The 20,608-nt window shown below is 42.0% G+C and carries 17 protein-coding genes; 10 read left to right on the top strand and 7 right to left on the bottom strand.

Annotated elements, in window-relative coordinates; translation table 11 throughout:
• From BM176_RS17820 to BM176_RS17810, 3 genes are all read left to right on the top strand, one after another.
• Positions 1 to 4,437, top strand: coding sequence for a PKD domain-containing protein (locus tag BM176_RS17820; RefSeq protein ID WP_090105509.1), 4,437 nt, complete (start codon positions 1 to 3; stop codon positions 4,435 to 4,437).
• A 175-nt stretch (positions 4,438 to 4,612) separates the two neighbouring features.
• Positions 4,613 to 5,287 (top strand): DUF3575 domain-containing protein, encoded by a 675-nt coding sequence (locus BM176_RS17815; protein ID WP_177230442.1) that lies wholly within the window; start codon positions 4,613 to 4,615, stop codon positions 5,285 to 5,287.
• A gap of 74 nt (positions 5,288 to 5,361) precedes the next feature.
• A complete protein-coding gene (locus BM176_RS17810) occupies positions 5,362 to 6,534 on the top strand; it encodes an acetyl-CoA C-acyltransferase (RefSeq protein WP_090105505.1) in 1,173 nt (390 codons plus the stop codon).
• A 103-nt stretch (positions 6,535 to 6,637) separates the two neighbouring features.
• Here BM176_RS17810 and BM176_RS17805 read toward each other — a convergent pair whose 3' ends face one another.
• On the bottom strand, positions 6,638 to 7,279 hold the full coding sequence (locus BM176_RS17805; RefSeq protein WP_090105503.1) for a hypothetical protein: 642 nt from the start codon (positions 7,277 to 7,279) through the stop codon (positions 6,638 to 6,640).
• Between the two features lie 214 nt (positions 7,280 to 7,493).
• On the opposite strand from BM176_RS17805, the gene BM176_RS17800 reads away from it, so the two are divergent.
• Complete coding sequence (locus tag BM176_RS17800) at positions 7,494 to 8,477, top strand: pyruvate dehydrogenase complex E1 component subunit beta (RefSeq protein ID WP_090105501.1); 984 nt, start codon at positions 7,494 to 7,496, stop codon at positions 8,475 to 8,477.
• 328 nt (positions 8,478 to 8,805) lie between these two features.
• Here BM176_RS17800 and cysM read toward each other — a convergent pair whose 3' ends face one another.
• Positions 8,806 to 9,687 carry a cysteine synthase CysM gene (gene cysM / locus BM176_RS17795; protein WP_090105498.1) on the bottom strand — a complete coding sequence of 294 codons (882 nt, stop codon included), beginning with the start codon at positions 9,685 to 9,687 and terminating at the stop codon, positions 8,806 to 8,808.
• 6 nt (positions 9,688 to 9,693) lie between these two features.
• The gene (locus BM176_RS17790; RefSeq protein WP_090105496.1) at positions 9,694 to 10,509 is read right to left on the bottom strand and encodes a serine O-acetyltransferase; all 816 of its coding nucleotides are present in this window, start codon (positions 10,507 to 10,509) and stop codon (positions 9,694 to 9,696) included.
• Positions 10,510 to 10,691: 182 nt separating this feature from the next.
• Here BM176_RS17790 and BM176_RS17785 point away from each other — a divergent pair, with 182 nt between their 5' ends.
• The 6 genes from BM176_RS17785 (at position 10,692) to BM176_RS17760 (ending at position 15,812) form a co-directional block, all read left to right on the top strand.
• A complete protein-coding gene (locus BM176_RS17785; RefSeq protein WP_090105494.1) occupies positions 10,692 to 11,876 on the top strand; it encodes a sigma-54-dependent transcriptional regulator in 1,185 nt (394 codons plus the stop codon).
• Positions 11,877 to 11,878: 2 nt separating this feature from the next.
• Positions 11,879 to 12,529 (top strand): alpha/beta fold hydrolase, encoded by a 651-nt coding sequence (locus BM176_RS17780; protein ID WP_143097847.1) that lies wholly within the window; start codon positions 11,879 to 11,881, stop codon positions 12,527 to 12,529.
• A gap of 276 nt (positions 12,530 to 12,805) precedes the next feature.
• Positions 12,806 to 13,024, top strand: a complete 219-nt coding sequence (locus BM176_RS17775; protein WP_090105490.1) for a hypothetical protein — start codon at positions 12,806 to 12,808, stop codon at positions 13,022 to 13,024.
• A 106-nt stretch (positions 13,025 to 13,130) separates the two neighbouring features.
• The gene (lepB, locus tag BM176_RS17770) at positions 13,131 to 14,309 is read left to right on the top strand and encodes a signal peptidase I (RefSeq protein ID WP_090105488.1); all 1,179 of its coding nucleotides are present in this window, start codon (positions 13,131 to 13,133) and stop codon (positions 14,307 to 14,309) included.
• A gap of 65 nt (positions 14,310 to 14,374) precedes the next feature.
• Positions 14,375 to 14,863, top strand: coding sequence for a cytidine deaminase (locus BM176_RS17765; protein ID WP_090105487.1), 489 nt, complete (start codon positions 14,375 to 14,377; stop codon positions 14,861 to 14,863).
• Between the two features lie 76 nt (positions 14,864 to 14,939).
• Positions 14,940 to 15,812 carry a tetratricopeptide repeat protein gene (locus tag BM176_RS17760; protein WP_177230441.1) on the top strand — a complete coding sequence of 291 codons (873 nt, stop codon included), beginning with the start codon at positions 14,940 to 14,942 and terminating at the stop codon, positions 15,810 to 15,812.
• 101 nt (positions 15,813 to 15,913) lie between these two features.
• On the opposite strand, the gene BM176_RS17755 is transcribed toward BM176_RS17760, so the two are convergent.
• The 4 genes from BM176_RS17755 to BM176_RS17740 form a co-directional block, all read right to left on the bottom strand.
• Positions 15,914 to 17,842: an arginine--tRNA ligase gene (locus tag BM176_RS17755; RefSeq protein ID WP_090105483.1), complete on the bottom strand. Its 1,929-nt coding sequence runs from the start codon at positions 17,840 to 17,842 to the stop codon at positions 15,914 to 15,916.
• Positions 17,843 to 17,980: 138 nt separating this feature from the next.
• Positions 17,981 to 18,397, bottom strand: a complete 417-nt coding sequence (locus BM176_RS17750; RefSeq protein WP_090105481.1) for an SRPBCC domain-containing protein — start codon at positions 18,395 to 18,397, stop codon at positions 17,981 to 17,983.
• On the bottom strand, positions 18,398 to 18,970 hold the full coding sequence (locus BM176_RS17745) for a porin family protein (protein ID WP_090105479.1): 573 nt from the start codon (positions 18,968 to 18,970) through the stop codon (positions 18,398 to 18,400).
• A gap of 150 nt (positions 18,971 to 19,120) precedes the next feature.
• Positions 19,121 to 20,473, bottom strand: a complete 1,353-nt coding sequence (locus BM176_RS17740) for an OmpA family protein (RefSeq protein WP_090105476.1) — start codon at positions 20,471 to 20,473, stop codon at positions 19,121 to 19,123.
• Positions 20,474 to 20,608 lie beyond the last annotated feature (135 nt).

Here is a 20,608-nt window from a genome sequence, read left to right as displayed (position 1 = left end):
ATGAATAGACTTTTACTATTGTTTCTTTTTGTTAGCTCTTCGTTTTCATTGTCAGCCCAAACTACTCTTGTAAACTTTGAAGTGGACACTGCGTACGGTTGTGGACCATTAACGGTTCATTTTAGAGATATGACTATGGGCACTTACCCTGTTGTCTATAGGCAATGGAGTTTTGGGGATGGGACCTACTCGAATGAAGAGGCTCCCGCACATACATACACTCAAAGAGGACGTTATCAGGTTGAACTGAAGGTCAAGGATAGCAATGGGGGCTGGTATTTTTCCGAAGCCATGCCTGGTAATGAATCTCATGCTATAAATGTATACCCGGCCCTGAATCCCCGTTATCATCAATATCAGTTATGCAGTGATTCTATCCTGTTGAAAAGCAACGAAGATTTTTTCCGGAATGATACGCAAACATATTTATGGTCTACTGGTCAGACAACACCCGATATAAAAGTGAAGTCAGCAGGTAAATTTACAGTAAGTGTAAATAGTTGTGGACAAACTATAACTGATTCCATAATTGTTACTTCCGGAACAGCCTCACTTGCACCTTTATATACAGGTAGTAACTGGGCTATGGATACATTCACCATGATAATGAAACTGAACGTACCTTATCCTTACAATGCATACAGTAAAGTACATTGGACATGGGGAGACTCGACAAGATATTTGCGGGATCGTAATTATGAGGAATACCATTGGTATCAAAAACCGGGGAGCTATAAAGTAATCGCCAGTGTAACATTGCGTCCTGATATATCTTCAATATGTAGCGATACAATGGCTACATATGATTTTAACATACGTGAACCATACGTTCATCATAATAGTTGGAATAACCGCGATACAAGCTTAATACAGGGGGATGTCTTAAGGATGTTTGATACGGAAAACCCTGGTGCTGATTATTTCTGGTATGGTACCAATGATAATACATCCTCAAATAATGGATTAGCTATTTCATCTCCCGGTACTTATTATGTATCGATTAGCAAAAATGGAGATTATATTCAGGATACGATCAATGTAAAACTGGATACAACCTCATTACATGCTAAAATATCGATAGATGGTAAGAACTGTAATACTGTTACATTTACAGATAGTTCCTTCTCTACCAACTCCAATGGAATTAATTATGCAATATGGTCTTTTGGTGATGGAAGTAAAGATTCTTCTGGTGCATATCATCTCACACATACCTATACGCAGAACGGTAATTACACAGTAAGTCTGATCGTAAGTAACGTAATAGGTACACTCGATACAGCTTATCAGACGGTAACGATCGATTCAAAACCACAGATAGATCTGATACAGGATACAACTATTTTATCAGGTAGCCCACTTACATTGAAAGATCTGTTGCACAACGTAAATTCTAAATACAGATACCGGTGGTCTACAGGCGATACTGCTGTTCTGCATGTGACCACAGAAGGAGTATACACATTATCTGCTACTTATTGCGGAAACATCACCTCGGATTCCATATATATCCGCGTAGCAACAGACACGCCTCATGTTAACTTTACTTACGTTTCAGCACCCTGCGATCCACGTCATATCACTTTTAGGGATATCACACCTGCACTTGCATCTCCGCTGGATTCGGTAGTAACTTATAGTTGGGATTTCGGTAATCAGAAAACAGCATTCACTAAGATTGCATCCACAGATTATCAGACAGGGACTTACAATGTTGTTCTTAAAGTAACCACGCTGTCAGGTCTTACGGCTACTATTTCCAAACCAATAGTTGTTGCAGATACCTGGAAAATCAATGCAGAGATAGATGAGCTAAGAACAGGTTGGGGTTGTATGGATACGGCTGAAGTGGTTGCAACTGCTGTGGGTACTGATGCACCCTATACCATTTCCTGGAATAAACAGCTAACTAATGGTAATATGGTCTTTAATCCCGGACAGTACATTGCCTATCTGAAAGATTCCTGCGGGAATATACGTGCAGCGGATACTCTGAACATTACTATTAACGATCCGCTGAGTCTTAGTCTTAATAAGGTAAGAGACACACTATACGGATCACTCAGTAATTTCACTTACTATCCTAATCACGTTGTTGTCTACACCTGGAAATGGTATAGGAATGATACATTACTGACAGGAGAAACACAGCCTTACATCATTCCTTCAATAAGCGGAACTTATAAGGCGGTTGTGCAAAGTAATGCTGCTTGTACTCTATCTTCAGCGCCTTTCATATATACTGCCCCTCCGGCTAAACTGACCGTCGATTATACTTATATAGTATCACTCTGCAATCCACAGGAGATTAGGTTTGATGGTATTGTGAACGGACAGGATTCTATTGTTGCTTATACATGGAGTATTGGTACAGGTGCAATATGGCTCACTAAAAATACCAGTATCAGATTTACCGCAGGTACCTACAATGTAACATTTAGTGTAACTACGGCTTCCGGTGATACGGCTAATATTACCAAATCAATAGTTGTTGCAGATGACTGGAAAGTTCATGCAGAGATTATTAACCTTAGTGTGGGTGTAAGCTGCAGGGATACAGCTACTATCGATGCAAGGGCAGAAGGTGTCAGTGGTCATTATTCTATTACATGGAATAAACCGCTTATAAATAAGTACTGGGCATTGAATTCAGGTACATACATCGCCTATCTGAAAGATAGCTGTGGAAATGTCCGCGCAACAGATTCTCTTAACATCGTACTGAATGATCCATTAACAGTAAGCATTCATCAGAACAATGATACATTGTACGGATCACTCAGTAAATTTACTTCACCATATAATCCTACCTATACCTGGAAATGGTACAGGAACGATACCTTGCTGAGCGGGCAAACCTTTGCTTACATCATTCCTGCAAAAAGCGGAATGTATAAAGCCGTTGTAACAAGCAGCCTTGGTTGTACCGCAACTGCCGATCCTGTACCATATATATATACCACTGTACCTCAACCGACATCTGTTGATTTCACTTATCAGGTATCTCCCTGTAACCGGCAGATACTAACATTTACAGGCATCGTAAACAGTAGGGATTCTATTGTTAAGTACGAGTGGATCATCAATAATCAAGTATGGTATACAAAGAATTTTACTGATAACTTCACCCCCGATGTTTACCTTGTAAGATTCAGGGTAACTGATATTAATGGTGATACTACCAGCATATTTCAACAGATTATGGTACTGGCAACGCTTCCATGGGTTGCAAGAATTGCGAATGAAACACTGGTATGTGCAGATACCGCAACACTTACAGCTAACGTCTTCCCATATTCCGGCGGTTATCTCTGGAGTAATGGCGATACTGCACGTACCATAAGGGTAACTACACAAGGACGATATTCCTTATTGGTAAAAGACAGTTGTAATACAATCCGTGCAACGGATTCCATTGACGTAGTCCTTGATCCGCCGGCTAAAGCATCGATCAGGCTGGCACGTAACTACAGCGATACGCTTATCGCATCGGAGGGAATTTATTACTACTGGTATAAAGACAATATAGAGCTGGGCATGGAGCATCAGAAATTGTTATTTCCAACAGCCAGCGGTAGTTACACGGTAAATGTGATAAGTCCAAACGGTTGTGGAAGAACATCTGTTCCTTTCATCTATACTTTACCTGTTCCGGATACAATTACTACTAATGTAGGTACAATAACAGACAGTACCCTCAGGGTAACAACTACCTTTAATCATGACTTCAACGCAGACAACATCTTTACCGCGGAACTGATGCTGGATGATAATGGTGGTCGTACAACAGGATTACAACCACAGGAAGTAATTTCTCTGGGTAGTGTTAAAAGTAGTAGCAGAAACATTGCTATAAATATAATAATCCCTGATAGTCTGGCTTGCGCAGATAATTATGTAATTCGCATTAAAGCCAGTTCACCTGCTGATACTACTACCTGGTCTAAACAATTTGCTATCACCAATCAGCCGGCACAACCTGTAATCACTCAACGTGGAGATAGTCTGTTCACATCGGGTATCTATAACTGGCAATGGTATAAAAATAATACTGCTATTGAAGGTGCAACGAATGCAAAGTATCGTGCAAGTGCTAATGGAACTTATAAAGTAGAATCTAAAAATGGCACAGGATGTAGCAGTATGTCTTCAGAAATTGCTGTGGTAATAACTGCGGTGGGAGAAGTAACTCTTGGCAGCAATACTGTAAAGGCTTATCCTAATCCTTCCGAAGGTCTGGTACATTTGCAATTTTCCAAACCATTGCTGAAAATGGTAACCGTTAAGGTACACAGTTTACAGGGTCGTTTAGTTTATAGTACTACTACACAGCAACAGCTCCTGCAACTTGATCTTACACATTTGCCAAAAGGTTATTACCTGATAGAAGTAGCTGGTTATGGAACGCAGAAAACATTGACTGTTGTACTGCAATAAAATACATTGATTGTTTAAAAAAAACTGCCGGTCCTTAACAAAGGGACGGCAGTTTTTTTATTCAATATATGACCCCCTGAATATTATACTTTATTATTTTATGTATTATATTTGTACCCGCAATACCCTGAGTAACAATCAGCAACCTACATACGTTTCACTCAATAAATGTCACATGAATAGATTTTTACTTTGCCTCTGTACTTTCTTTTTCTTAGCAAATTTATCTTATGGTCAGCGTTCAAGGTTCCCTAAAGAAGGACAATTTCCCCGGAAACCAGGTCTGATAGTGTCTACAAATGTTGTTAGCCTTTTTGAACCGGAAGCTGGTCCAACTTTGGGACTGGAATACCGCTTTGCATTACATTGGGCTTTAGCTGTAGATGGTACCTGGATGTTGTACACAATGCCCGAGTTATATAAGGATGATGGTCGTCATACCGGTTATCGTATACAACCACAGATTAAATATTATTTCGCAGGACGTCACCGCAGTTTTAATGGCTACATCAGCTTAATGGCTACTTACAAAGATATGAAGTATACTAAAATGTCCGATGGTGGCCAATATTACAATGGTACACAGACCGTCTATATAGATCCTGCAGAATATACTCAAGAGAAGAAAATAATAGCTGGTTCCGCCAATGTAGGTATCCAGAAATTCCTTGATGAAGATCGCCATTTCCTGATTGAGTTTTATGGTGGGGTAGGTTTAAGATATAAAGAACGTAAAAATAAGGGTCTGATGGATGGAGTTGACTATTATAATGATGATGATTTCTTCAGTTTTGAAGATGGTGTTTATCCTCACTTGTCACTCGGTATTAAGTTCGGTTACCGTTTCTGATTTTCCGTTATATTTGGAGGATACCAAATCAATCTTAACAGGCAAGGGTTATCCTACCTACAAAAGTATTACGGATGAAAGAAGTATTTATAGTTTCAGCAATACGCACTCCTATTGGATCTTTTAACGGTGCACTGGCATCATTACCTGCTACACAGTTAGGTGCACTGGCGATTAAAACTGCGCTGGAAAGAGCAGGAGTAGCTGCCTCAGAAGTAAATGAAGTGTACATGGGTAATGTTCTGGGGGCCAACCTCGGACAGGCTCCTGCCAATCAGGCAAGTATTTATGCAGGGGTTCCTGTTAATGTACCTTGTACAACAGTCAATAAAGTGTGCGCTTCCGGTATGAAGGCTATTATGCTGGCCGCACAAAGCATCTTATTGGGCGATAACGAGGTAGTAGTGGCAGGAGGTATGGAAAGCATGAGTAACGTGCCATATTACCTGGATAAGGCCCGTAATGGTTATCGTTTGGGACATGGTGCTGTAACCGATGGTGTTATCCGCGATGGCCTCTGGGATCCTTACAAGGATTTCCATATGGGGAATGCCGCCGAGATCTGCGCTGCTGAATATAAAATATCCCGGCAGGAACAGGATGAATATGCTATCCGGAGTTACCGTCGTGCAGCAACTGCTACAGAAAGTGGCTACTTTAAAAATGAGATCATCCCTGTAGAAGTACCGGGAAAGCAGGTAGTGACCGTTATCGAAGATGAAGATTACAAAAAAGTGAACTTCGATAAGATCCCTACTCTGAAACCGACTTTCCAGAAAGATGGTACTATAACAGCGGCCAATGCCTCCAATTTGAATGATGGCGCTGCCGCCGTAGTACTGGTAAGCGGAGAAAAACTGAAAGAACTGGGATTAAAGCCACTGGCTAAGATTATCAGTTTTGCAGATGCCTCTCAGGCACCGGAGTGGTTTACTACCACACCCGTAAAAGCTATTAATAACGCTCTGGCAAAAGCGAAACTGACAATAGCAGATATGGATTTTGCAGAAATCAATGAAGCATTCTCCTGCGTTCCAATTGCTAATGAACGTGATCTTGGTCTGGAACCTGGTAAAGTGAATGTATGGGGTGGAGCTGTAGCAATGGGCCATCCTATTGGTTGCAGTGGTGCCCGTATCGTTGTTACATTGAATTCTATATTACATCACCACAATGCCCGTTATGGTGTTGCCGGTATCTGTAATGGCGGTGGTGGTGCCAGCGCTATTATTATTGAAAGAGTATAAAAAGTAAAATAGAGACGTTAAGGGTTGTGTAAAAGCTGTAGAGGCTCCATAGAGGATCCTTTTCAGGCAATTCCCATTAAACCTTAATATTAGAAAGATTCTATTACTGATGCAGGCTTATGGTGGTATCAATACGACTCCCCATTTTGCCTGCATCTCCCATTAACCTGAGTTGCAGACGAAGACTGTCATTTCCTGTTTTCTCCATTTTAAGCGCCTGCAAACGACTGGCAGGAGAAACAACATTCGAAGTGATCTTCTCAAATAAGAAGTATTTATCTTCCACCAGACTATAATCAGGAACCCTGTTTAATACCTCTACAGTTTTAGCCTGCAGCGAAAAGTCATCATCAATCGGGTAACGTTCAGTATTCCCGTCAGACAATAGTCCTAATCCTAGCACGACCGTAAGAATACGCAGGGGAGGCAGCAGTAATCCAAACATTAACAGGAAGGGGAAACCGAAAAAGAGGCACAAATAGGCGTACTTCCCGGATGTATCCTGTTGTGTTAATCCATATAATAAGATCCCGGAACCTGCATAAAAGGTAAAAAATACCCGTTCCGTATAAATTCCCTTAAAACCGTAACCTGAGATCAGCAACAATAGGCACAAGGCCGAAAAAAAGAGGAATACCAGGTGAATATACCAGATCAGATCTGTGACCATGGGCGCTTTCACCTTTTTTATTCTGCAGGAAATGGCTGCCAGAAAACAACCTGAAAGTACGGTAATGGTAAACATAGGAATAGGGCATTGGCTTATAAATGGGCACAATGACTGCTAATATATATAATATTTAAAATATATCATATAAAATAAGCCGAAACCTTGAATAATACCTATTGTAATTACAACGGTAAGTTTTCCTTTGCTTTTTCATCAACAAACGATAATTTTGCCCCTGCCTTTATAGAATTAAGGGTTTTTAAAACTTTCAAACTTTAAGAGTAACAGCATGCGTCAGATAGCTTTCAGACAAGCATTACGAGAAGCCCTGCAGGAAGAAATGCGCCGTGACGAGCGGGTTTTCCTGATGGGAGAGGAAGTAGCCGAATACAATGGGGCCTATAAAGTTAGCCAGGGAATGCTGGACGAGTTTGGGGCCAAAAGAGTAATAGATACACCTATTGCCGAGTTAGGTTTCACTGCTATTGGTGTGGGTGCCGCTCAGAACGGTCTTCGCCCGGTACTGGAATTCATGACCTGGAACTTTGCTGTACTGGCACTTGATCAGATCCTGAATACGGCTTCTAAAATGCTGGCAATGAGTGGTGGACAGGTAGGTTGCCCTATCGTTTTCCGCGGACCAAACGGTTCTGCTGGTCAGTTGGGAGCACAGCACTCTACCGCTTTTGAAAGCTATTATGCTAATATCCCCGGTTTAAAAGTAATATCAGTTTCCAATCCATACGATGCCAAAGGTTTGCTGAAATCAGCTATCCGCGATAACGATCCGGTTGTTTTCATGGAAAGTGAGCAGATGTACGGTGAATTAGGTGATGTTCCTGAAGAAGAGTACATTATTCCTATTGGTAAGGCTGATATCAAACGTGCCGGTAAAGATGTAACCATCGTTTCTTTCAACAAAATGATGAAAGTAGCCCTGGGTGCAGCAGAAGAACTGGCTAAGGAAGGTATTGAGGCAGAAGTAATCGACCTCCGTACTATCCGTCCGCTGGACTGGTTCACCATTCTGGAATCTGTAAAGAAAACCAACCGTCTGGTGATCGTTGAAGAACAATGGCCATTTGCCAGCATCTCTTCAGAGATCTCTTACCGTATCCAGAAAGAAGGTTTTGACTACCTGGATGCTCCAATCCGCCGTATCACCGCTGTAGATGCTCCTATGCACTACGCACCTAACCTGGTAAAACTGTACCTGCCCGATATCGAGCGTACTGTGAAACTGGTAAAGGAAGTGATGTACATGAAGAAATAATACAACTTCTCTATAAAAAGAAATGGCCCGCTTAATCAAGCGGGCCATTTCTTTTTATATCATCTCCCATTTTATTCTCTTTCCTTTTATTAAAAACCAGAATTGACTAAAAGTAATGCACGTAGATGTGCCGATAGCGTGTGATTGGCGTAGTGTATTTATGATCATTACCAATCTATATAGACCCCTTATTTAAAAAAAGAAAGGCCTCAATTATCTTGAGACCTATTCTAAAGTATCCTTAATTCCGTAGTTCACCCGTGTTTCTCCCTGCTCTTCTGTATGGATGAAGCATAGATACAGTATGGTGTCAACCCGATTGACTATATCATCCAAACAGATCGGACGATAAATATCTATCCCCACGGTCGCAGATAATACATACTATCACACCATGTTCCAGTTCCCGGGATAACCTTTGTGCAGCTGATACTGCACCACCGCTACTCATCCCACAGAACACCCCTTCTTCACGTGCCAGCCGGCGGGTCATATCTCGTGCCTCTGTTTCTGAAATATCCATAGTCCGGTCTACCCGGGTTTTATCAAAGATCTTTGGCAGATAAGCTTCCGGCCATTTACGAATCCCCGGAATTTTAGCACCTTCAGTAGGCTGACAGCCCACTATCTGTACCTTCTCACTTTGCTCTTTCAGGAATTTGGATACCCCCATAATAGTGCCGGTAGTCCCCATTGCACTCACAAAATGTGTTATAGTACCTTTTGTATCCCGCCATATCTCCGGTCCGGTAGTCTTATAGTGCATGTTATAGTTATCCGGATTGGCAAACTGGTTCAGCATCAGGTAACCACCTTTTGCCACCTGCTCATTGGCATAATCAATAGAACCTTCCATAGATGCCTCTTTGGGAGTCAGTATCACTTTAGCACCAAAGGCCTCCATTGTCAGTACCCGTTCGCGGGTAGCATCTTCCGGCATTACCAGTTCTATCTCTACACCAAACAGGCTGGCTATCATGGCCAGTGCTATTCCTGTATTACCGCTGGTAGCTTCTATCAGTTTGATGCCCGGTTTAATCTCTCCACGATCCAGCGCCCCTTTGATCATCCCATACGCAGCTCTGTCTTTCACGCTGCCGCCAGGATTATTTCCTTCAAGTTTGGCGTAAATAGTGACGCCTGGATTTGCGCTGATATGTTTCAGTGCTACCATGGGCGTGTTGCCCACAAGATCTAATATCGACTGCATTATCTGTTAATAACTGTTTTCAATAAAATTCATACTGCTGTCAGCCTTGTAATATACACGGCTGAATGGTGCTGTGCTTTTAACCAGCCATACATTACCACCTATAATACTGTGGTGACCAACTACTGTATTTCCACCCAATATGGTAGCCCCTGCGTAGATGACTACATTATCTTCTATGGTAGGGTGGCGTTTACTGCGAGCCATGTCTTTATCAACACTCAATGCTCCCAGCGTCACGCCCTGGTAGATCTTTACATGTGCCCCGATGATGGTGGTTTCTCCTATTACAATTCCCGTTCCATGGTCCATGCAGAAATAGGGTGCTATTACTGCTGCAGGATGAATGTCGATACCAGTACGGCTATGCGCCTGTTCGGTAATCATGCGGGGCAGTAAAGGAATATGTAGTTTGTGAAGTGTATGGGCAATACGGTAAAAGGCGATAGCTACAAAGCCGGGATAAGCACGAATCACCTCATACAGGCAGGTAGCAGCAGGATCCCCCTGATACAGCGCCTCCGCATCTTTAGTGAGGGCGTCGTAAATAGCCGGAGCATGCGACATAAATTCCTGGCTGAGATGTACCGCATCTGATGGTAACTGCTTTTGCATGGGTTCCAGCAGGTGTTGCAATTCTATCTGCAGCATATGTGCATATTCTTCTACCAGTACTATATCGGGCATTACTTTGCCCATATATTCGGGAAATAACCAGTTGAGAAAGTTGTTCGCAAATTCGTTCACCGATGCAGTAGGAGGGTATGCTGTAGCCATTGCAAGCTGATGCCTCCTCTTTAATTCTTCTAAAAGTTGTTGCATATGCAAGAAATTACAGGATATCTTCTTCTTTCAAACACTGAAATTACGGATTAACCTTGATAAAGCGGCTTTAGTTCATCAGTTTAATAGAATATACAACATTAGGAGGTTAACCTTTATACCTGATGAAACTAAATCAACTAAATCTACTAAATTTGCCTGTTGCTTACTAAAATAAAGATATGGCCAACATTCTGATTATCGATGATGAGAAAAGCATTCGTAAAACTTTATCCGAAATCCTTAGCTACGAAGGTTATAAGGTAGATGAGGCGGCAGACGGGGCAGAAGGTTTTAAAATGTTTAAGGAAAAACAGTATGATGCTATTTTGTGCGATATAAAGATGCCCAAAATGGATGGGCTGGAATTTCTTGAAAAAGCAAAAGAAACAAACCCGGATATTCCTATTATCATGGTATCCGGCCACGGTAATATTGATACAGCTGTTGATGCAGTAAAGAAAGGAGCGTACGATTATATTTCCAAACCTCCTGATCTGAACCGCTTGCTCATCACATTGCGTAACGCAATGGATAAGAGCACGCTGGTAACAGAAACCAAAACTCTGCGCCGCAAGGTGAATAAAACGCAGGAAATGATAGGGGGCTCTGCACCTATCCTCAAAATAAAAGAAACAATAGAAAAAGTAGCACCTACGGATGCACGAGTACTGGTAACCGGGGAGAATGGAGTAGGTAAGGAACTGGTAGCCCGCTGGCTTCATGAACGCAGCAGCCGTGCTTCTGGCCCTATTATAGAAGTAAACTGTGCCGCTATTCCAAGTGAACTGATTGAAAGTGAATTGTTCGGACATGAAAAAGGCTCCTTCACTTCTGCTGTAAAGCAACGTATCGGTAAATTTGAACAGGCAAGTGGTGGTACATTATTCCTGGACGAAATCGGTGATATGAGCCTGAGTGCACAGGCTAAAGTACTCAGAGCTTTGCAGGAAGGTAAGATCACCCGGGTGGGAGGTGATAAGGAGATCAATGTGGATGTACGTGTAGTGGCGGCCACAAATAAAGATCTGCTGAAAGAAGTAGAGGAAAAGAACTTTCGTCTTGACTTATACCACCGTCTGAGCGTGATCCTGATCCACGTTCCTTCCCTGAATGATCGCCGGGATGATATTCCCCTGCTGGTAGAACATTTTCTTGAAAGCACCTGCCAGGAGTATGGCATGGCGAGAAAGACCATCGATAAAGAAGCAATGAAAGTGCTGCAGCAACATAACTGGTCCGGAAATATCCGTGAGTTGAGCAATGTGGTAGCCAGACTTGTGATCTTGTCCGGCAAAACTATCATGGCAGAAGATATATACGATTATGTGATTCCTGTGAGAGAAAAGAAAGGTGTGAATGCATAATAATGACTAAGCACATTTATCTGATAAGTGGAATGGGAGCGGATGAACGCATCTTTAAATACCTGCGTTTTCCTGAAGGGTATACAGCACATTTCCTGCACTGGTTACCTACCATTCCCACTGAAACGTTTGCAGACTATGCCGCCAGAATGGCACAATGCATTGAACATGAAAATGTTACATTGCTTGGTGTTTCATTTGGCGGCATGCTGAGCCTGGAAATTGCCCGCAAGCGACAAATTGAGAAAGTCATTCTCGTAAGCAGTTTAAAACATACACACGAAAAGCCCGCTTACTTCAGGTGGGTAAAGAAAACAGGACTGCTTCGGCTGCTCGACCTGCCCGACTATATCATAAAGCGTAAAAAATACTTTGTAAAGCATTTCCTGCGTGGAGAAACGGAAGAAGAGAAGCAACTGCTGAACGACTACATGCAAAAGACTTCCTTTGACTATCTCCGCTGGGCTATTCCGGTTGTCCTAAACTGGGAGAATGAATTTACCCCCTCTTCCCTGGTCCATATTCACGGAGGCAAAGACTTTACACTTCCTATCCGTTATGTAAAGCCTACTTACACCATTGCCAGCGGTGGCCACCTCATGGTTTTTAACCGCGCAGCAGAAATTAACGAAATATTAAGTAGAGAACTGTAATAATCGTTATCCAACGGCTCCCTAACCCTTATCTGTTCTACAGTAGTAACCAGTAAGCCCTTTCCAATTTCAGGGAGTATGCACTATGCTTCTTAAAGGCTCCGGTTGCCGGTAATGTTCACAATAGTTCAAATCAAGCGCCTGCAGTCTAAATAATGTTTGAACTTTTGATTATCATAATGATAATTATATTAATAATTGTTTTATGTGTTAATAATTAACCTTAATTTAGTTAAAGTGAAATTACAAACGTTGTTAACCATCAAAACCTATACTATGAGAGTAATTAACTTCCGGTTGGGAAACAGAGGTGTATCCATTAAAAAAAACAGCAAAGACCGGGTAATTGTCCGGTTGAAGAATGATCAGATACCATTCATCCTTAAAGAAGGTGAAGCAGAACCTGTTACAGTGCCCCCTTCACTGGATAACCAGCTCCTTACACACCTCAAATGGGCCATTACTCACTATTTTGGATGCAAAAAAAATGACTAAATCAATATAATCCTCTTATTTTAGCAAAACTTTTGCAAGCGATGGAAGAGCTTGTAGACAACAGAATATTATATTTGTTCTTTTAAAATATCTTAAACAAATCTTAATGAACCTGGCTTTTTGGAAAAGAAATAAAGAGGGTCAGCCAAAGAAGAAATCTGCTGTAAGAGAGTGGTTTGATGCTGCAATATTCGCAATCATCGCAGCTACCTTGATACGCACTTTTATTTTTGAGGCGTACACAATTCCTACCCCGTCTATGGAAAAAACATTGCTGGTGAACGATTTTCTGTTCGTTAGCAAGATCAGTTACGGTCCCCGTATTCCTATGACACCCCTGGCAGTACCTTTTACACATCACACCCTGCCTTTTACCAAATACACAAAAGCCTATTCAGAAGCTGTAAAATGGAAATATCGCCGTTTACCCGGTTTTTCAGATGTACAACGCTATGATGTAGTGGTGTTCAATTTCCCGGAAGGCGATACCGTAGCCCTGGAACAACAGGAACAAAGCTACTACCAGCTAATTCGTTACCAGACCAGGGAAACCGTTTGGGAACAGAACCATGTAGTATCCCGCCCCGTAGATAAAAGGGAAAATTATATCAAACGTTGCATGGCCATTGCAGGAGATACCCTGAGTATCAAGGATGGTGTTGTATATATTGATGGCAAACAGGCGCCGATCCCTGTGGAAAGTGAGCGCAAATATTACGTAAAGACCAATGGCGATCAGTTAAATCCTTCAAGATTGGATGAATTGGATATTGATCCTACCCCGGATGGTACATACGATTCCAGTAAGTTCAAATATAACCTGACCGCTTCTGCAGCTACCACCCTGAAATCATGGCCGGTTGTTACAGATCTCAGACCTTTCGTAAATCCGTCAACCCAGGAAGTAAATGTTTTCCCGCACGATACGGCTCATTACAAATGGACAGAACACAACTTTGGTCCTCTCTGGATTCCTAAAAAAGGTGTTACTGTAAAACTCGATAGCAGCAATGTTGCTATTTACGATCGCATTATCCGTGTGTACGAAGGCAATACACTCGAAGCTAAGAACGGACAATTCTACATCAATAATAAACCGGCAGATTCATACACCTTCAAAATGAATTACTACTGGATGATGGGGGATAACCGCGATAATTCACTGGACTCCCGTTACTGGGGCTTTGTTCCTGAAGATCATGTAGTAGGTAAAGCCTGGCTGATCTGGATGAGCTATGGTAAAGGTAGCATCCGCTGGAGCCGGCTGTTTAAAGCAATTAAATAAGAATACTCAACAATATTAACTACGGATTACATATGAGGAATCATTTGTAATCCGTATTTTTATATATGGATTTTAGTAAACAATCTTCTTTCGAATATCTTTCTCACCCGGATAGTTCATCCCTCTCTCCGGAAGATCTGCAATTATTACAGGAAGCACGCACTGTTACCGCACAGGCATATGCTCCCTACTCAAAATTTAATGTAGGCGCGGCTATCCTTCTGGAAAATGGTGCCCTGGTAAGGGGAACCAATCAGGAGAATGCATCCTTTCCTGCCGGTATCTGTGCTGAACGAGTTGCTTTATCTGCATCTTCTTCCCTGCACCCGGGAGTAGCTGTTAATACCATTGCCGTTAGTTATCATAACCTGAACGGAAGCAGCGATGCCCCCATTTCTCCATGTGGTATTTGCCGGCAAACCCTTTCCGAATATGAAAACAGGCAACAACAACCCATTCGTCTTATCTTGTCCGGACAAACAGGTAAAGTGTTTATAATACAGACAGCCAGGCACTTACTCCCTATGGTTTTCTCTGCTGAAGATATGAAGTAGAACTATTATACATATGATGTAAAATTTTACTACATTGTGTTTGTTTTAGAACCCGCTAATGGTAAAAGTCCCTATCGTGTGTCTGCTATTTCAGGCATTTTTCTTTACAGCATCTGCAATTGCTTTTCCCGGCAGTAAGGCCAAAGCCCTGTACAAAGAAGGAGTGTTTTGTATAAAGTCCGGTCAGCTGATGGCTGCACAACAATATTTTAGTGCTGCTATCAGTGTGGATAGCGGATTTACAGCTGCTTATCTGCAACTGGGTAATGTATATGTATTGATGCATGATCTGCCATCAGCCCAAAAGCAATTCAGAAAGGTATTGCAGCAGGAACCCGCCAATACAGAAGCATTGGAAACAATGGCCAATATCTTCTTTGAACAGAATGATTATGAAAGCGCACTTAATTACATAGAACAGGCAGAGTTGTCAGGAGCAGATCTGTTGAACCGGCTGAAAGGATTATGCTATTATAAACAGGGACTGTATGATAAGGCAATCGTTGTATTGCTGGATGCACAAAAGGAAACTCCTGCAGACGCTGATATCTGTTATACACTGGCGGGTATTTATTTCAACATTAAGGATTTCCCTAAAGCAGTAGCAGCTTTTGAACAGGCAAGGATAAATGGACATCCAACTGATGCCGATTTTTACCTGAACATAGGCACTGCCTGTTTACAAACAAAACAAACGGATAAAGGTATTGATTACCTGGAAGCTTGTCTTAGCCGGCGCCCCGGCGATCCAAAGGCTTTACAGGCACTGGCGCATACCCATTATACCAGCGGCAATTACAGTAAGGCCATCGTACAGTGGAATAAACTGCTGTTTTTACAACCTGGTAATGCTTTTGCCCGTTTCATGCTGGGGAAAGCATACATAGGAAACGGAGAGATTGCTAAGGGTGAAGCATTGTGCGATAAGGCAACAGAAATAACTAACTGATGAACGTATCTATAATCAAAAGGCTGTATCGTATTTTCGATACAGCCTTTTGATTATAGTATGATTTAGCTCCATCAGGAGCCATATGTAGTAAAGTGATCTTACATTTTTTCCGGAACATCAATCCCCAGCAATTTCATACTCCGCGCAATAGTACGTGCAGTCAGCATACCAATCTGTGTACGTAATTTCATTTTCTCCGGAGTCTCCGCATCCCTGATAGAATATGTGTATTTACCCGCTACTTTTTCTGCGTAGAAAGAGTTGAACAGTTGTGCAAGCTGGAATGCGTAATTCGCAATAACAGATGGGCTCATCTCTTTCTGTGCATCTTCCAGTACTGTATCAAACTGTTCATTTAAAATGATCAGTTCCTTCTCCAGTGGCAGCAGGCTGCCCTTATGACAGAATCCTTCCAGCTTGTCTGTATCAGGGGTTACTTCCCTTAATATTGATTTAATACGTGCATGTGCATACTGTACAAAAACGCTGGTAAAACCATGCAGCTCAATCGACTCTTTAGGATCAAATACCATTCTCTTCTTAGGATCTACCCTGAGTAGGAAGAACTTCATCGCCCCTATACCTACCATATTGTACAGCTCCTGTAATTCATCTTCGGCGAAATCTTTAAATTTCCCTGATTCCTGTGCCTGTTCTTCAGAAGCTTTGATCATCTCATCAACCAGATCATCTGCATCTACAACTGTTCCTTCACGGCTCTTCATTTTTCCTTCTGGTAATTCTACCATTCCATAAGAAAGATGGAAGATTCCTTCTGCACTGGGTTCCTGCAACTTCTTCATGATCAGTTGCAGCACTTTAAAGTGATAATTCTGTTCATCCGCTACCACATAAATACTCTGATCCATCTTATAATCATCGTATTTAAGACGGGCTGTACCCAGATCCTGTGTCATATATACAGAAGTTCCATCGCCACGAAGAAGGAGTTTCTCATCCAATCCTTCTGCTGTCAGATCTATCCATACTGAGTTATCTTCTTTCTTAAATAATACACCTTTGCGCAATCCTTCTTCTACCAGGTCTTTACCCAGCAGATAGGTATTGCTTTCATAGTACATTTTATCAAAATTGATTCCCAGCCGGTTATAAGTTTGTTCAAAACCCTCATATACCCAGCTGTTCATCGTGGCCCATAATGCTCTCACTTCCGGATTACCAGCTTCCCACTGTTGCAGCATGATCTTTGCCTGTTGCATGATCTCTGTATTCTTGCGGGCCAGCTCCTTGATCTCATCTAAGATTTTGGTACTCTTTTCTTTATCCTGTTGTACTTCTGGTTTATGATAGGTGTTCACCAGTTTTTCCATCTTTAACAGGTCGGCCGCGTCAATATCCTTAAAGTCACTTTTAAGTACACGATCTAAAACAGGTTCCGCCTGTTCTTTCAGGATTCCTTCAAACTTCACATAGTAATCACCTACCAGGTGGTCACCTTTAATACCAGTTGATTTTGGCGTATCGCCATGTGAAAATAACTGCCATGCCAGCATGGATTTACAGATATGGATACCCCGGTCATTTACCAGGTTAGCTTTAATCACTTCGTAACCATTGGCTTTCAGGATCTCTGAGATAGAAAAGCCCAGGAAGTTATTACGTAGGTGGCCCAGGTGTAATGGTTTGTTGGTATTGGGAGATGAGTATTCCACCATTACCTTTTTACCATTGGCTGGTTTTTTACCAATATTGCGGTTATTAAAATGCTGTTGTAAATATTGTGCCCAATACTGTTCGCGGATGTGCAGGTTAAGAAATCCTTTGATCACATTGAATCCGGCCACCAGGTCAGGGTAATGTGCTGTAAGGTAGGTTCCCAGCTGTTCTCCGGTTTCTTCCGGTTTCAGTTTGCTGAACTTTGTAAAAGGGAATACCAGAATAGTATACTCTCCTTCAAATTCGGGTTTTGTAGTATTGATTGCAATGTCCTTTGCTGGTATTGCCTGTTCGTAAAGCGCCTTAATAGCTGCGGCTGCAGCCGTTTTGATGGTTTGTACAACACTCATGCTGAATAACTGTTAATGGGAAAAGTAACCGCAAAGGTATAAAAATTCCGGCGGGCAGAAGTGGGGAAATTAAGTGGAAGATGAATTGATAGGTCAAATTGTCATTTACATCGGGAGTGACACTGCTTTTTAGTCACCTTAGCTATTCTCAGCTATATTTTTTAGTGATGTTAGAATTGGCATAAGATTTCCTCCTCCGGTAAAAGAATTGGGTCTGTTATCCTCCTGAATGATTTCAATATTGGTTTGATCGTTATTGTTTGTCAGAATATAACTTGTTACACAATAATTTTCTTTCCTGTCTTCAAGATCAGGTCTTGGTGTAAACAAATTGTATTTTATCAATTCGTTGGTTCGCATCTCCAGGATCGTTCCCCATTGTTCCAATACCTTTCCTTCATATTCAGTGCTGAATCTGATTTCACTCCCGGTTTTCCAATCCGTGCTTAATACCTTTCCGAATTGCCAGAGTTTTACAAGTTCAGGTTTTGTCAACACCTCAAAAACTTTTTGAGGTGTTGCTGTAGTAGTAATTGTAGAAGTATATGTTGCCATCTATTTATGATTAAAGGTGTAAAACACACCGATCTGCGCTACAGAGTTCTTTCTTTTCAGATTTTCATCTTCAGAAACTTTGGTCAGGCCAAACATGTACCGGCCGCCAATACCGAATCCATTGGAAAACTGGTAACCAACACCGAAGCCCAGGCCAAAATCCACTGTTTTGCAATCATCTTTAATATCAACAGTTACTTTGCCGCTTTTTGTTTTGGCACTTGCCAGGAACCCAAGCTGAGGACCAGCTTCCAGGTAAAACTCAGGTACAATGCGGTATTGAACCATTACAGGTATATTAATATATCCCAGTTTGTTTGTAAAATCAGTATTAAGGACTTCATACTTATTGCCCTGTCCGGAATACAGCAATTCTGGTTGTACAGATAAGTTTTCGTTAAATGCAAAGTTGGCATAACCTCCGGCAAAAATGGAAGCGCGAACTTTTGAGTTGTCATAATCTGTCAGTTTTGCAATGTTCAGACCACCCTTAACACCGAAGCTGATTTTTTGTGCGTTGGCAGTGAATGTGGCGCAGGCAGCAACCACCAGGATTAAAAAGGATTTTTTCATGATAGGATTAGAATTTGCCTGTATGCACAAATACTATGCCGGTATAACAAACTTTTATCATGTGAAAATGAAAGAAGGCGACTGACCAACACAATCCATCAGGATGTTGCAGGTCAGCCGCCCTCTTACTATCTACATGGCAATCAATAATCAATACAACGTAAATTCCACACGCCTGTTCTTCTGCCGTCCTGCCGCCGTTTTATTGCTGTTAATCGGCTGACCGGCACCATATCCTACCGCTTCTATTTTAGATGGATTGGCTCCCTGGTCGGAAAGGTATTGTTTAACAGATTCTGCCCGGTCTTTAGACAAGATCATGTTGCGTTCTGCCTTACCTACATTATCAGTATGGCCACCCAACTTCAGACTGAAACCTTTTGTACTGAGTAGTTTAGCCACCCTGTTAAGGGAAGGGTAGGAAGATGGTTTGATACTGGCCTTCCCGAATTCGAATTCAAGATTATGAATGGCTTCACGTACCAGTCGTCTGTCGTCTTCTGTTATCACCTGAGTGATCTGTTGTATTGGTGCAGGTATCGTGATTTTGGGTAGTTCACAGCCGGAACCATCTACTTTCGCTCCGGGAGCAGTGTCCAGGCATTTATCAAAATAATCAGACACGCCATCTCCATCTGTATCTTTAAGAAGTTTGTCTACATCGGCAGTCAGCCTGGTATTGGTGGCATTCATTGTTTCCAGATTCTGGGTCAGCTTTGTCCGTTGTGCCTCCAGCTCGTCATACATCACCTTTGCAGGGTTCTGCCAGGCCAGTTGGGGCTTGCTGCGTTTACCCAGGCTGAATTCCAGACCGGCATAACCATAGGAAAACTTATCCTTATTGGGTCCATAATTAAAGCCATCCAGGTTATCACCGTCCACAAAATGCATAGTATAGCCAAGATCAAGGTTCACGACCTGCGATAGCTTAAACTTAAGGCCTGTACCTATTGGTACAAAAAACTCCTGAATGTTCTTTTTCTTATCACCTAACTTATACTTAGTGATCCCGGTTCTACTTGTGATTTGTGGGCTATAGCCTGCAAGGCCGCCACCGGCAGACACATAGATTTGTACAAAATTCTTACGGTACAGCCAGTTAATGGTAGCCACATTTACTACCGCACTCAGACTGGCTGCCCATTTCAATCTGGTTTCAAAAGAGTTGTACTTCCGGTTGGCGATACTTCCGTTTCCCAGCTTCCAGTCATTATTACCTGCCAGCTTGCCACCCAGATAGTCGGCGCGAATACCTAAAGCATGGAATAACTGCCACTTTATGTAGCCACCGTAACCTTCAGAAACTTTCCATTTTGTAAAATCATTACTACCGCCAGTGGGTGCTATGGGTGCTAAAACACCTCCGTTAATGCCGATAGACCATCTGCGGTAACCTGGTCCATCTGTGAAAATACGGCCATTGCCGGCAGTCTGGGCCATACTGTGGAATGGTATAAAAAGGGCCAGCAGAAAGATTGTGTGGAACATTGAGGGCTTTCTCATAATAATTGGGGTTCGTGCCGTGTTTACGATTATCGGCATAACTATAACCCTCATAAACACGAATTGTTCACACTCTTACGAACTGTCAGCCATAACTGACATATTTGCATAGTCGCCCCGTTGGCATAATCATTG

Source organism: Chitinophaga sp. CF118 (genome assembly GCF_900112615.1).
GTDB lineage: Bacteria > Bacteroidota > Bacteroidia > Chitinophagales > Chitinophagaceae > Chitinophaga.
Note: the sequence above shows the minus strand (reverse complement) of the source record. Positions and strands in the feature narration are given on the sequence as shown.

Excerpts from the sequence above, each read along its gene's own strand:
- BM176_RS17805 (WP_090105503.1), bottom strand. The coding sequence starts at position 7,279 with ATGTTTACCATTACCGTACTTTCAGGTTGTTTTCTGGCAGCCATTTCC.
- BM176_RS17785 (WP_090105494.1), top strand. The coding sequence starts at position 10,692 with ATGGCCAACATTCTGATTATCGATGATGAGAAAAGCATTCGTAAAACT.
- BM176_RS17740 (WP_090105476.1), bottom strand. The coding sequence starts at position 20,473 with ATGAGAAAGCCCTCAATGTTCCACACAATCTTTCTGCTGGCCCTTTTT.
- BM176_RS17790 (WP_090105496.1), bottom strand. The coding sequence starts at position 10,509 with ATGCAACAACTTTTAGAAGAATTAAAGAGGAGGCATCAGCTTGCAATG.
- BM176_RS17765 (WP_090105487.1), top strand. The coding sequence starts at position 14,375 with ATGGATTTTAGTAAACAATCTTCTTTCGAATATCTTTCTCACCCGGAT.
- BM176_RS17755 (WP_090105483.1), bottom strand. The coding sequence starts at position 17,842 with ATGAGTGTTGTACAAACCATCAAAACGGCTGCAGCCGCAGCTATTAAG.
- BM176_RS17745 (WP_090105479.1), bottom strand. The coding sequence starts at position 18,970 with ATGAAAAAATCCTTTTTAATCCTGGTGGTTGCTGCCTGCGCCACATTC.
- BM176_RS17800 (WP_090105501.1), top strand. The coding sequence starts at position 7,494 with ATGCGTCAGATAGCTTTCAGACAAGCATTACGAGAAGCCCTGCAGGAA.
- BM176_RS17750 (WP_090105481.1), bottom strand. The coding sequence starts at position 18,397 with ATGGCAACATATACTTCTACAATTACTACTACAGCAACACCTCAAAAA.
- lepB (WP_090105488.1), top strand. The coding sequence starts at position 13,131 with ATGAACCTGGCTTTTTGGAAAAGAAATAAAGAGGGTCAGCCAAAGAAG.
- BM176_RS17820 (WP_090105509.1), top strand. The coding sequence starts at position 1 with ATGAATAGACTTTTACTATTGTTTCTTTTTGTTAGCTCTTCGTTTTCA.
- BM176_RS17815 (WP_177230442.1), top strand. The coding sequence starts at position 4,613 with ATGAATAGATTTTTACTTTGCCTCTGTACTTTCTTTTTCTTAGCAAAT.
- BM176_RS17775 (WP_090105490.1), top strand. The coding sequence starts at position 12,806 with ATGAGAGTAATTAACTTCCGGTTGGGAAACAGAGGTGTATCCATTAAA.
- BM176_RS17780 (WP_143097847.1), top strand. The coding sequence starts at position 11,879 with ATGACTAAGCACATTTATCTGATAAGTGGAATGGGAGCGGATGAACGC.
- BM176_RS17810 (WP_090105505.1), top strand. The coding sequence starts at position 5,362 with ATGAAAGAAGTATTTATAGTTTCAGCAATACGCACTCCTATTGGATCT.
- cysM (WP_090105498.1), bottom strand. The coding sequence starts at position 9,687 with ATGCAGTCGATATTAGATCTTGTGGGCAACACGCCCATGGTAGCACTG.